This is a genomic window from Njordella aestuarii (genome assembly GCF_056494165.1).
Window position 1 is genome coordinate 4,096,107 of the sequence record NZ_CM151397.1, and the last position, 13,578, is coordinate 4,109,684.

10 protein-coding genes are annotated in these 13,578 nt (G+C 50.9%); 3 read left to right on the plus strand and 7 right to left on the minus strand.

From position 1 onward, the window contains the following. Positions 1-68: 68 nt before the first annotated feature. From hrpB to bamJ, 4 genes are all read right to left on the minus strand, one after another. A complete protein-coding gene (gene hrpB / locus SH451x_RS16130) occupies positions 69-2,648 on the minus strand; it encodes an ATP-dependent helicase HrpB (protein ID WP_479358019.1) in 2,580 nt (859 codons plus the stop codon). A gap of 20 nt (positions 2,649-2,668) precedes the next feature. Then, entirely contained in the window at positions 2,669-3,325 is a 657-nt protein-coding gene (locus SH451x_RS16135) for a septation protein SpoVG family protein (protein ID WP_479358020.1), read from the minus strand. Between the two features lie 14 nt (positions 3,326-3,339). Next, on the minus strand, positions 3,340-4,365 hold the full coding sequence (gene ispE / locus SH451x_RS16140) for a 4-(cytidine 5'-diphospho)-2-C-methyl-D-erythritol kinase (protein WP_479358021.1): 1,026 nt from the start codon (positions 4,363-4,365) through the stop codon (positions 3,340-3,342). Between the two features lie 138 nt (positions 4,366-4,503). Continuing rightward, positions 4,504-5,217: a BamJ family beta-barrel-assembly machinery protein gene (bamJ, locus tag SH451x_RS16145; RefSeq protein ID WP_479358022.1), complete on the minus strand. Its 714-nt coding sequence runs from the start codon at positions 5,215-5,217 to the stop codon at positions 4,504-4,506. A 640-nt stretch (positions 5,218-5,857) separates the two neighbouring features. On the opposite strand from bamJ, the gene SH451x_RS16150 reads away from it, so the two are divergent. From SH451x_RS16150 to SH451x_RS16160, 3 genes are all read left to right on the plus strand, one after another. Then, a complete protein-coding gene (locus tag SH451x_RS16150) occupies positions 5,858-6,175 on the plus strand; it encodes a co-chaperone GroES (protein WP_479358023.1) in 318 nt (105 codons plus the stop codon). A gap of 52 nt (positions 6,176-6,227) precedes the next feature. After that, positions 6,228-7,859, plus strand: coding sequence for a chaperonin GroEL (gene groL / locus SH451x_RS16155; RefSeq protein WP_479358024.1), 1,632 nt, complete (start codon positions 6,228-6,230; stop codon positions 7,857-7,859). 213 nt (positions 7,860-8,072) lie between these two features. Beyond that, the gene (locus SH451x_RS16160; RefSeq protein WP_479358025.1) at positions 8,073-9,407 is read left to right on the plus strand and encodes a hypothetical protein; all 1,335 of its coding nucleotides are present in this window, start codon (positions 8,073-8,075) and stop codon (positions 9,405-9,407) included. A gap of 57 nt (positions 9,408-9,464) precedes the next feature. Here the strand turns inward: SH451x_RS16160 and SH451x_RS16165 are convergent, their stop codons facing one another. From SH451x_RS16165 to SH451x_RS16175, 3 genes are all read right to left on the minus strand, one after another. Then, positions 9,465-10,310 (minus strand): hypothetical protein, encoded by an 846-nt coding sequence (locus SH451x_RS16165; protein WP_479358026.1) that lies wholly within the window; start codon positions 10,308-10,310, stop codon positions 9,465-9,467. A 272-nt stretch (positions 10,311-10,582) separates the two neighbouring features. Beyond that, positions 10,583-11,851, minus strand: a complete 1,269-nt coding sequence (locus tag SH451x_RS16170; RefSeq protein WP_479358027.1) for an outer membrane protein assembly factor BamB family protein — start codon at positions 11,849-11,851, stop codon at positions 10,583-10,585. A gap of 206 nt (positions 11,852-12,057) precedes the next feature. Next, positions 12,058-13,569: a hypothetical protein gene (locus tag SH451x_RS16175; RefSeq protein WP_479358028.1), complete on the minus strand. Its 1,512-nt coding sequence runs from the start codon at positions 13,567-13,569 to the stop codon at positions 12,058-12,060. Positions 13,570-13,578: the final 9 nt, after the last annotated feature.

Consider the following 13,578-nt stretch of genomic DNA (forward strand, 5'->3'; position numbering starts at 1 on the left):
CAGAGCCGTCTGCAAGCGTACTGTTGGCAGATTAGAATCGACGAGCCCGTTGAGCGGAAGGAGGGCGGTCAGACGCCAGAGATCGGATCGTCAGGCCAAGCATGTTTCGCGTATCGGCGTTTTAATTCTTTTTTCACAGTCGGGTAGCCATTCGCCCAGAAACTCGCCAAATCATTGGTAATTTGCTGAGGCCGCTGATTCGGAGCCAGCAGATGCAGTTGCAAGATCACCTTGCCATTTACCAACCTGGGGTTTTCTCGCATCCCGAACGCATCCTGGATCTTTAACGACATGCTTGGCTGCTCCTGGGTGTAGTCGATTGGGAACTCACGCCCCGAGGCAACCTTCAGTCGCGGCGGAGCTAACCGCGCCAGTGCAGCGGCCTGTTCGCCTGACAATGCGTTTCGAATGTAAGAAGTCCAATCTGCATTCCTCAGTTCATGTAGACTTTTCACGCTTCTGCATATTTGCTTGCAGAGCCTCTGCAGCCAACCGGTATCAATTTGCGGCCAATTCAGGGTCGGTTCATGACGCGTCAGCAGCTTGATTCGGCCTAGAAGATTTTGCATGTCAGGTTGGTCCGCAGGCGCATAACGTTTCCAGTCCGCGATTACTGCCGCAGCAAGGATTTCTGCAGCGCCGTCGTGATCAGTAACGGCGGCAGGCGACTCTTCAATGCACAGATCGATCCAATACGTTCGTCGTCGGCACTGAACCGCGGCTTGCGTAGGGGAATAGAACATCTCGTCGACAGTTCTTAGATTCTCGCCCTCTAGCCAATCACGCTCTACAGCACTGGCCTTTCGAACGGTTGCGTCGACACCACCTGCATCGACATCCACGCAGACAAAAAGTTCGCTTTGAACGACGCCGCTGTCCGGTGACAACTTCACACCTTTTCCACCGACCATCAGCGCACGCTCCTTTCCTCGCTCGCGCCGTCGAGCCAGCCGATCTGGAAAGGCCTTCAAGAACGCTTTGCGTAGAACAATCTCGGGCTCAGCATTTGGTTGGGCAATACCTTTTAATAGCGAGCTAGCTTCAGAAAAGACCTGCTCGGCGACTCGCTCCATCTGCTGCAACGAATTCCTGTGGACCTCTCCGAACTTTGTGATTGGATTCCCGGAAAGCTTGAAACCCTCGATCGCTTCCAATCTTTCAACCACATCACAGTTCCAACGAAACGCCTCTTTGGTAAACGGTTGTTCGGCGCGGTGAAACGTATTGGGATTCCGTCCTGCAGAATTCGAACGTGCGCCAAAGTTGGAACCTTTCACAAACGGATCACGTTCGGTGATCATCGCTGCCGCAAAACAAGCTTCGGCCGCATAACCATTCAAGCTAGCTTCGTACACCAGACGCGCTATCCGAGGATGCAACGGCAATCGCCCCATCATTTCGCCCACAGTCGTCACTCGAAGCAGTTCGATTGCCCCCAACCTTTCAAGCAACTTAGTGGCAGCTTCCAGCGTTTTGGTCCCAGGTGGATCAATCCACGGAAGGCCACCGACATTTGGCTCATTCCAAAGAAGCAGTCGGAGCAGCGATGATGAGAAATCGACACGGTGAATCTCAGGCTCCAAGTAAGCAGGGCGCGCGTTTTGACTCGCCTGACTCCACAGCCGGTAAGTGGTGCCGGGCGCTACGCGACCAGCTCTACCAGCACGCTGATCTGCCGACGCTCGACATATCGCCTCCAGACTTAAGCGGTCTAAACCAGTTGCAGGATCGAAACGCATCACGCGAGCAAGCCCGCAATCAATGACAACGCGTATTCCCTCAATTGTGAGAGATGTTTCGGCAATATTCGTCGCTAGTATCACGCGTCGGTTAGGAGAGGGTCTCACCACGGCTGCCTGTTGCTCGATCGTCATGGCGCCGAACAATGGAAGCACTTCGATTTCTCTCGACAAAACGTGTGAAACGGTTGACTGAGTTTGAAAGATCTCGCCTTTACCTGGCAAGAACACAAGGATATCCCCTGAGTGCCTGGCTATCGCTTCGGCCACCGCTTGCGCAACTACCTCGGACAACCTATCACGAGGATTCGAGGGGCGATACTTGATCTCGACGGGGTACATAGTTCCCTCCGCCCGATGAACTGCCGCGTTTTCAAAGCGGTTACCGAGGTCTTCTGCCGAAATCGTGGCGCTCATGATTACGATCTTCAAGTCAGGTCGTAGAGTTGCTTGAAGATGACGACACATGGCCAACAAAAGGTCGGAATCGAGAGACCGTTCGTGAAACTCGTCAAATATCACGACGCTAACATCTGAGAGCGTGATGTCTTCGCTGAGCTTTCGCAGCAGAATGCCTTCGGTACACACAAGCAGTTTGGTGGACGGACTGACTCGAGCGTCAAAGCGAATCGCGTAGCCAATATCCTCGCCTACGCTTTGCCCTTCTTCGGCAGCGATCCGATTCGCCACGCTTTGCACGGCTATGCGGCGCGGTTGCAGCAACAACATTTTTCGCGAGTTGTTACTTGAAGTTGTAACGGTTTGGTCACTTAGCTTGCGCATGAGATAGGCCGGCACGCGCGTTGTCTTGCCGCTTCCAGGCGGCGCCTGAACTATCGTAATTGGCCTGGACCGAACCGATGATAACACATCTGGCAGGATGGAATCGACAGGTAGCGGGTCAAGCATTTTCTACGCAACAAATCTTACTAGCTATCGCCATCCAAGATGCCCTGCCCGAATCCCGACTGATCATTCCGCGAATCAACATTTTCTCGACTGGGACGACCATCATTCTTTTTAAAGTGCGGCTCATCCGCCTTGGCTTGCTCGTCACCAGTATCGATTCGAAGCTGAACATCTTCCGGCCCAACTTCGGCGTCTGGACGTTCGAGCCGACCTGCTGTCAATTCATCAACAGTATCAATATCGACACTTTTGGTAGTTTCCGAATACTCATCATCGTAGCGAGAAATGTAGCCTGGAAGTTTGGCTCGTACTAGTTCCGCTTGATACTCTGTCACAACCGCTTGTTGAATGATATCGCGACAACCCTGATTGATAGGATGTGCAATATCCGCATATAGCTTGTTGGCATTCGCATCGCCTTCTCTGGAAGAACTTGCGACACGAATACGACCTCCACACTGGTTGCAGAAATTACTGCGCATGTGGTTCTTGTAGCCGCACTTTGGGCAACGCTCAGTCAGCTTGCGTGACGGCATTGCTACAAAGGGACCGTTTGAGCCCTCAATGATCTTCAAATCGCGAACAACAAAACAGTTATCGATGGTGATCGAACAGAAAGCACGCAGTCGATCTTCGGATTCTTCCATCAGCTTGATTCGTACTTCGGTAATCTCCATCTTCACCTACTCCTTTACTTCCCCAGCGGGCTGGTGCCACACTGTTCTACGCTAACGATTGGGATTTGTTCTTGAATTGGTCCTGTTTCCCAAGCTTGTGCGACATACACAGGACATTTGAGCAATGCCACCAACTCTTGCTTAAACCTCTCCGCGCCTTCTGATGCGACTGGTACGACGATCGTCGAACCGCTTCCAGACATCACATGGATTCCTAATTCCCCTAAGCCGTCTAGTTTTTTCGATACGTCTTCCACTGGCTTGCAAACCCGCGCCGCTGACTCAAAGAGTCGATTAAAAACACTAGCTCGTATTCGTGCCAAGTCCGACGACTGCAGAGCTTGGATTGGCTCGTCGGCCGTTCGAAGCTCCTTCTCAATTCTTTGCGACAAGTCTAGGCTTCGAAAAACCGAAGCCGTATCGCAGCCACCATCTGGACATACGATAAGCCACTGATTCCCGTCAGAAAGAGGGAAGGGGCTTATCAATTCACCACGTCCTGTACAACGTGCTGCCCACGAGCGGCCGTTATAACTCTCCAAGAAAAAATTTACGTCGGAGCCTAACCGCGCAGCTAACCGTCCCGCTATCGATAAATCCACACCACCAGTCCACAGCAATTGTGCAGCAATCAGTGCCGCTGCCGCGTCACTGCTACCACCACCTAAACCAGCCTGAAGCGGGATACGTTTTGTTAACTGGACGGAAATACCACAGTTTTCGAACACAAAATCATGCGACTGTAGCTCTGCCCTGAGCAGCTCTAAAGCCTTTAAAATGATATTATCCTCCGCGGAAACGTTCAGTCGTTCTTTATACTGTATATCACTGCCAATCCAAGACGAATCCGACTGGACATCTAGGCAGATCTTACCAGATTTCAAACGCTCAAAATGTAGTGTATCGCACAGATCGACCGCGATCATGACCGTATCCAGGTCATGAAACCCATCTGGCCTGCGGCGAACAACCTCAAGAAAAGGATTAATTTTGCAGGGCGTGTCTACCGACACTGAGTTTTTGTCGGTAGTGATCCGCATAGCGACTGACGCCTCGCAGTTTGTCGAGCTGAATTAGAGGTTTTGAACCATACTCAAGTGACACCACACCAATACTCGTGCCCACATGCGTGTTACGCTAAATCGCATAACACACAGATTAAACTTTCCTTTTTATCGCTACTGAACTTCAAGCAATTCAACTTCGAAGATAAGTGCTTCGTTAGGGCCGATTGCACCAGGACTTCCAGTCTGGCCATATGCAAGTTCAGGCGGAATGAACAACTGCCACTTATCGCCAACTCGCATTCGTTGAAGGGCTTCTGTCCAACCAGGGATTACTCCCTTTACGGGAAACTGTACGGGCTCACCACGTTTGATCGACGAATCGAAAACTTCACCGCTGATCAGCTTACCTTCATAGTGAACCTTCACTACTGAGGTGAGTTTCGGTTGAGCACCATTTCCTTTTTTTAGTTCTAGATACTGAAGTCCGCTGGGCAATGCTTGGACTCCATCTTTCGCTTTGTTGGCATCCAAGAATGCTTTGGATTTCGCCAGGTTGTCTTTGGCAACGGATTCGACGCGTGCAATCAACTTTTTCTCGAGTGCTTCGCCAGCAGCTCTCAGTTCTTCATCGGTCAAACGCGAGTCGGTGCCCTTAAGTGCGTCAAAAACCCCCATGATGAAGTCGGCAGATTTCAAGTCTTGTTCCGTGAATCCGCCTCCTTTAAGGGTAGAACCGACATTTAAGCCGACAGCATAGGATGCTCCGTCAGCGGGCTTTACCCCTGCCGGTGCTTGTGCAATCGCGTTGTCACCAAAATTCATGAATAAGGGAGCCGTAAAACAGAGGGAGAGAAACAGGAAGGCGGGCAAAACTAAACGAGGCATCGCTCTAAAATCCTTGAGTTATAAAGAGGTCACAAATCTGACCTTGGAAGATGATACGCACAAATCCCTGTGGCGACATCGGCAAGATCTATCAATGCAGTTCGAAATGCAAGAAACATTGCGAAGGCTAGCAAAATCGCCTACCCGCCGAATCCCCCATACGAGCTAAATATAAAGCACTGCTACACGCGGCTGATTATTCAGTCACCGAGGCAACCTGTACCAGCAAAGCATTTTCAAAGGTAATTGTTGCGTTTTCCTGTAAGTCTTCAATCGTAAAACTCTTTTCATTTCCTGCGAATCCAAATCTTCCTGATCAATGTCAATTTGGCAGGACTCCTCGGACGCTATCCCGATCGGAAAGAAGTTTGCCAAAACCGCGTCGTTTTCTGCACCGCCGTGAGCATGCCGAAACGAAAATGAGTGCTCGTCAAAAGGGGTTTCCCCACCGTTGCCGGTAATTCAGTGACAATGAGCAAAATTTTTTTCCCAATCTTTTCACTGGCAAAGTCCGAGTACGGCGATTCCGCCGCACGATCCTGGTACAGGGCTTGCTAATGCGGTTGCTCAACGCGGCGCTGAATGCCGTTTTGACTATGAAGCCTCGAAAATTCCTCTGTAGATGATAGGAGTGTCGTGTATGCCAGCGGCTGTGAAAGACAAGTCGAAGGTCAAGTTGGTGCCTCTGGGCGATCGCTTGGTTGTTCAACGCGAAACAAGTGAAGAAAAAACTTCGGGCGGGATCTTCCTTCCTGATAGCGCTAAAAACAAGCCCACACGAGGCGTCGTAATCAGCGTTGGCGACGGACGTCTTCTGGATGACGGCTCGCGCTCAGCCCTGCAAGTGAAGGCGGGCGATAAGGTTCTGTTCACGAGCTACGCCGGTGAACAGATCGAAGTCGATGGCGAAGAATATCTGCTGATGAGCGAAGGCGAAGTTCTCGCTGTCATCGGCTAAACGCAAAAAGCATCTTACCCTTTGAATCAGTGAGTCTGGAGTTTAGGTTTACATGGCTAAAATTATTGCATTCGATCAAGAAGCCCGCGAAGCGATCCGGCGCGGAGTTTCGAAACTAGCTCGCGCCGTCAAGGTGACTCTCGGCCCTAAGGGTCGCAACGTCATTCTGCAAAAAAGTTTTGGTTCTCCTACGGTGACCAAGGACGGCGTGACCGTCGCTAAGGAAATTGACCTCGAAGACGTCTATGAAAACATGGGCGCTCGAATGGTCCGTGAAGTTGCAAGCAAGACCAGCGACGTTGCCGGCGACGGCACGACGACCGCTACGGTTATGGCAGAGGCAATCTTCAACGAAGGATTGAAGGCCGTTGTGGCCGGCGTCAATCCAATTCAGATGAAACACGGTATCGAGCAGGCAGTTGCCGACATTACCGAAAAACTACACAAGATGTCGATCAAGATCAAAGACAAAGCAGAAATGGCAAACGTCGCCACGATCGCTGCGAACAATGATCGCTCGATCGGAAACTTGCTAGCTGACGCAATGGAAAAAGTTGGTAAAGACGGCGTCGTGACCGTCGACGAAGGCAAGAGCCTGACTGATGAACTTGAGTTCGTTGAAGGCATGCAGTTCGACCGCGGCTACCTCTCGCCTTACTTCGTCAACGATTCCGCTACGATGCAGGTCGTTCTGGAAGATCCATACATTTTGGTCTTTGAAAAGAAGATCAGTAACATCAAAGACTTGGTCCCTGTCCTTGAGCAAGTTGTTCAGCAAAGCAAGCCTCTGTTGATCATCGCTGAAGATGTTGACGGCGAAGCGCTTGCTACTCTTGTTATCAACCGACTTCGTGGCACGCTCAACGTAGCTGCTGTTAAGGCTCCCGGCTATGGTGACCGTCGTAAAGCAATGCTTGAAGACATCGGCATTTTGACATCGGCCACGCCTGTGTTTGAAGCCTTGGGTCGCAAGCTTGACTCGCTGACTTTGGCAGACCTAGGACGTGCAAAGAAAGTCATCATCGACAAAGACAACACGACTGTGATCGAAGGTGCTGGTAAGAGTAGCGAAATCAAGGCGCGTATCGATCAGATCCGTCGTGAAATTGAAAACACAACCAGCGATTACGACCGAGAAAAGCTCGAAGAACGTCTAGCGAAGCTTGCTGGCGGTGTTGCTAAGGTTAACGTCGGTGCTGCAACCGAAAGCGAAGTCAAAGAGAAGAAGGCTCGCGTTGAAGACGCACTGCATGCAACTCGCGCTGCAATCGAAGAAGGTATCCTGCCTGGCGGAGGCGTCGCGTTGCTTCGTGCTTCGACCGGTATCAAACCTTCGGCCGAGCTTTCGCACGACGAACAAGTTGGCTTTAACATCATCATCCGCGCTTGCCGCGCTCCTCTGACGATGATTGCAGCTAATGCTGGCCAAGACGGCGGCATCGTTTGCGAACGCGTCGCTGAAGCCAAGGGTGCTAACAGTGGCTACAATGCATTGACCAACGTTTACGAAGACATGGTTAAAGCAGGTGTAATCGACCCAACCAAAGTGACTCGTACGGCTCTTGCTAATGCGGCGTCCGTTGCCACACTGTTGCTGACTAGCGACGCTTTGATTGCTGAAAAGCCAAAAGATGATAAGCATTCGAAATCAGCAGGCCATGGCGGCGACCATGACATGTACTAACGAACTATAGCTAAAAAAGCTATTCATTCAAAAATAGACGCGGCCAATCGTTTGGCCGCGTCTTTTTTTATATCCTTGCCCAGCAACCATTTCATAATCAAGCCCGTCGAACTAACTTCAAATTAGCGCCCAAGGCGATCAGCGAATCGTACTGATTCACTTCCCCCATTTGGCCACACGCTTGAACCAATCGCTTCCCCACGCAGCCCCCCCATGAACGCACTTTCAATTCATAAGAATTCTCACTCCCTGGTGTGGCTCAGATTTTTCCTTCTTTCAATTTCGATACTCCCAGGCATCACGTATGCCGTCAATGCAGCGGAACAAGACGCCCCCCATGGAGGCGTTTTTCTCCAGTTGAATGGCTTTCCCCAGCACTTGATTACGCGTGAAACAGTCCAAATAGATTTCCGCAATTTCGGGACGCACGAGCAAACCGAAGGATTTGCAGTTGTTGATGTAGTCTATGATATCGACGCTGAAACAGAACAAGATTTTGCGGCAGTTTCATTGCTGACAACCGACAATTCAAACATCGCGCGACTGCAGATAGATAGCAACAGTTTACCATTTACACAGGAGATTCGAAACGAAGGCGATATCGAAGCCGAATTTGGCACCCTGGTTGATGACAAGACTGTGGTCAATGTCGTGAACTTTAGCTTGAAGATCCCTCGTGGCCATTGTCGGCTTGAAGTTAGCTACCAAGTTGAGCCGCGCCGCGTTCCGCAGAATCGATACGAAGTCGTTCTGCATTGCGCACAACGCTTAGTGCAATGCCCCTTCGAACTGAGGGCTGAACCGCCGCTTGGATGGGAGATTTCAGTCGCGCAATCTGGGCCATCGATTGCGCGATACGAGCGGATCTTTCCAAAAGTTCCAGTTGGAGATTTTTCAGTTGCAGCGGTCCAGTACTACAACTGGAATATTAACACGAACTACGGGAACATCTCGACGGTCTATGAGTTTGACCGCAGATTTTCGATTACCGGTTGGGTCTTTCTTGCATGCATCGCCGCACTGACTACGATCGTTCCAATTTTTAACTGGATCTCAGGCAAAGCATTGCACCCGACAAAGGTTTTACTTTTAATTTTGTTTTTGTCTGTTGCCGGTTTGATCGCAGGAATCGCGCTTCCTTTCGGCAACAATCAAATGCGCACCCTGCGCCAGTCAGATCATGACCAATTGCTGATGATTGCCAATAGTCTTATGCGAGATCGTATCGAACAAGAACTTGCTAATGAGAGTACAGGAGCTTCGCCGAATACATACCCGCTCCTAGTCGCACTTACGAGGCAAAATCAACTCACCAATAGCGCTAAGATTTATCCAATCGACAAGTCGGAAGGGACACAAAGCAGCCCAACCAGCAGAAGCTTGTTAATTGCGCTCAAGGATGCCCCCGAGTCTATGGTCGCATTCGAAGTTGAGACAGCCTCAAGCACCGTAAACGCAATACATCTTGCACCGGTACCGATCAAAGTCTACGTTGATCAGCCGATCTCCACGGAAGACGCGGTTGGCGACGACCGCAAAAAACAGTAAAAGCAAACCTCAAGGCTAAACTGCATTCCACTTAGCGATCATCTTAACAAAAGGTTGCTATCGTGTAAAAGCCAGCCCGCTTGAAGACACGGCTTCACCAGCTTCCAACTTCGTAACGACCAGAATCGCTAGCGTTAGCTGCGCAAGGTACGGTACGCCTTCAGGCATAACCCAGGCGTACCTGTTGCCATAGCGACTAACGTAGGCAGCATTTTTCGGCACCTCTTTACGCGACCCAATACAAAACCAGCCTGGTTCGGGAACGTCACGTAGGAGAACTTCAAGCGGTATACCGTCACTTTTGCTTCCACTTTCCGATGATGAACTTCCCGATTCGCCATCGGTCTCCGAATTGTCACTGGATGTCACTCTGATTTGGACGATCCGGCTCGCCTGGTCTCGACTAGCCAGCGACGGCGAATCAGAATCGGAGCCACTTCCTGAACTGTCGACCGACTCAGGTTGCTGTTTGATGTACTGAATGGCGTGGCTATCAGGCAACGGGGCAAGGCCCATCGCCACACGGTACATATCCTGCAGCGTTTTGAGGTCGACTGGATCCGAAATCGCATCGGTGCCCCATTGCTCGGTAACCTGACGCGATGCAGCTGGTCCAAACTGATCAATCCCGAAGTCGGTGCCATTAAACATGGTGAAGCCCCCCGCACTCCCCCAGCCGACTTCATCGTTGATTTGAACCACTCCGTCTTTGATACGCACATGACAGGGAAGCGCATCGGGATGGCAGGAAAAAAGAGCTAGATTCATCAGAACAATGCGGTACTCGGTTTCCATTACCGAACCAGCAGTCATGGAGGTACTCTTTGCCAGTTGCCGATGCGTACATCCTCCACCGATCAATCCGACGATCAGCAAGCTATTAATCAAGGCTTTAGGAAGCACGCGCAGATCCTTATTTTCGCGTAGGCACCGCTTCAGTGCCACTCTAACTAAGGTCGCGTTTTATCTAAGCAAACTTTAACGGTTATGCGGAATAGACAAGAAATAAAGGATCAACCAGCCACAGCCTGCGGCAAACCGCACGCCAACACTTTGACTTCGTAGCCATCGTGTTACGTGATCTGCCTAGCACCGGTGCAAATGGAAGCGCGACGTCTTCCTCTTTGTCGCGCTCAATCGGTGCTGTAGCCTTTTAAGCTAACTAAAACGGTGCCTTATGAACCCTGGATGCAAACCAGTTCTTCATACGTCCTGATATAGATTTTGCCATCCGCAAACACAGGAGTGGCGACAGTATCGCCAGCTAGCTCGTTTTCCGAAACCAACGCTTCTTTTTCGATATCGACAACAAACGTCGTCGCGTCTTCTCGAGTGCAGTAGAGATGGCCATTGGCAAAAATTGGAGAGCTGCTGTATTGAGCGCGATGCTTTGGAAGCGACATCTCGTGAAGAGTCTTGCCAGTCTCAACATCCAGGCTGCTTACTTGTCCTTTGTCGCCCAGCACAAAGATTCGATTACCGTCAACTGCCGGCGTCGGGACGTCAGCGCCCAAGTCATCACGGAACCACGCGATCCTGTCTTTTTCAGCAATGTCTTTTCCCAAGCGAACAGCAGTCAGCGTGTTCCCTCTTGAATAGGGGCAAATTACCAAGTCACCGACAACGACCGGTGAGGCAATACTGCGGAAGTAACGCTGGTTCTTTGCATTGAAGCCTCCCAATTCCCACAGCTTATTCCCCGAACTATCATGCGCAGTGAGATGGTCGGCTCCCAGAGTAAGCAACGTTTCCGTACCGTCTTTGTAATGGACTGCTGGCGTTGTGTAAGCTTGGTCCGATTCTTCGGTAACTTTGTACTGACGCTCCGTTTTCCAAACTTCCTTGCCCGACGCTTTGTCGAAGGATACTAAAAAGCTAGGTCCGGCCTGCATAACAGCGATGACCAAAGACTCTTCTGTTAACACAGGACTGGTTCCGAGATCCCACCATAAAGTGTTTTCACCATATTTTTCCTGCAAGTTCGTTTGCCAGACAATGTCGCCTTCCAGAGTACTCGCAATGACATCGCCACTCTTGAAATATGCAAAGATGTGCTTGCCGTCGGAAACAGGTGAAGAATTTGCACCGGAGGCTTTTGCATTCTTTGCTGCAACGGCCGAACCAACTTCCTTTTTCCATTCCATGGTGCCATCAGAACCGACACAGATTAGGTAGTTTTTTGATTCGTCCGCGGCTGTCAAATAGATCTTGCCCTCGACAGCGATTGGAGTCGACGCACCGCGTCCAGGTAGCTTCGCTCGCCATTTTATGTTTGTCGAATCGTTCCATTTCGTCGCATAAGTACCATCCAGGACCGAACCGCTGCCTAAAGGCCCACGCCAGCTAGCGAATGGCGAAGCATCTTCTGCAGAAACGCGACTGATACTGGAAATACCGCTCACTGCGAACGCCGCTATGAACCCGAAACTTAGTAACTTCTTCATTAATCTGCAGCCTTTGTTTGATTAGGGACGCGTGGACCTAGTAACTTCGCAGTACGTGGTTGACTCGAATATTCTCCCCAACATCATAGCAAAAATCGCACTGGTTTGGAAAATGAACGAATCAGAATGACTGTCCGCTAACTAGACGATGCAGGTTGAAAGTTCAACGGATCGCCGTAACGGAAAATTCCTCGCTTTAACATTTTCTATTCTTCCGCTTCTTCGTCTTCTGCGTCGAACGCGATATTCGTCACATCGCCAATGTTTGCAGCGAGATTCCCGAGTTGGCGGAAGACGAAGAAAATCACTAACGGCAGCACCATCGCCGATAGCATCTTCATGACCCCATTGCTACCCAACATCGTGACGATCAACACAAAGACCAAAATGGATGCAAGCGCATTGAGCGTATACATCCCAGCCCAAGAGTCCGGTTTTTTGCCCATTGAAGCGACGACATCCGAACTGTACGGTTCGGTTATCGCTTGATTGTCGAGCATGCCTAACACAATGATTGGAAAGAAGAACCAGATACTGAATAGAGTAACTGCGATGCCGAGAAAATACGGCATGTTTAGGGCGGAAGCTCCCCAGCCTAACAAGCCACCCGGCACTCCGGCCAATGCTACCGCAATTATCAGCATGAATATTTCGCCGAAAGACTCGGTAATGTTAAAGGCCGGCCACTGGCTGACCCGACGCTGCTTGTTCGCCGTGGCTTCCAAAATTGCGAGTCCGTTGACCATTGTTCCAGCCAGCAGGGGAGCACCAAAGATTGACATCACCAAGACGACGCCTAAAGTCGCGAGCGTCTCGTTCTTTTGAGCGCCTAAATCCCACACCGCTTGTGCGGCAAAGAGAACCAATCCAAACAAGAAACCAGGCGCAAGCGCCATCACGTAAACATTAAAATCAGTCAGAAATCCGAACGCGCGCTGCATGAAGCCATGCGTATCAAAATCATAGGACTCAATTCGCTGCTTCTCATCTTCGTTATCTAACTCAAGCTCAGCCTTTCGCAAGAACTCGTCCGCGCTGGTGGTGCTTGGATCGTCGCGACGATTCTTTCCTGTGGATGGTTGAAACGCCACTGCTGGCGACTCATCTGGCCGAAAAGCGGTCTTGGTCACAACCTTAGGAGCAGGTCGCGGAATCGAGAACTCGCTGTAGCAATCGGGGCACCGAGTCATATCCCCAATTTGACTTGGGCGAGCGTAGAGCGCGGTACCACAGACTTTACATGCAAACCGAAATTCATCGCTATCACTTTTCGCATCGTTCAGAGCGGAACTGATCGCGCCGGCGTCGAAAAGATCGTCACTTACTTTCGGGGGCGGTCCCAGCGCAGATAGATCGAATTCGCCCAGGTCTATTTCATCAAGCACGCCTCTCACTGAAGCGGGCTTGGCCGCCGACGGGGTATCCTCGATAAACTTGAAATCGTCTTCAGGCTCGGCGCTAATCGACTTGACCGGTGAGGGTACTGCGGGCAAGGGTTTGGCTTTGTCCGGCTCGTTTTGCGTCGACGGTGTTTTCGACTCGCCGACTCCACTAGCAGGAAATTCAGTGCCCGCCGCAGTGGCTTCCGAGTCATCCAGCCAAAGATCTTCTGGCTGTGTCGAAGGCAGCAGCGGAATGTTGATAGCGCTTCCGCACTTGGGGCAGGGGACACTTTTGCCCGCCAACTTCGGCGGTACTTTCACACGCTTGTTGCACATCGGGCAATT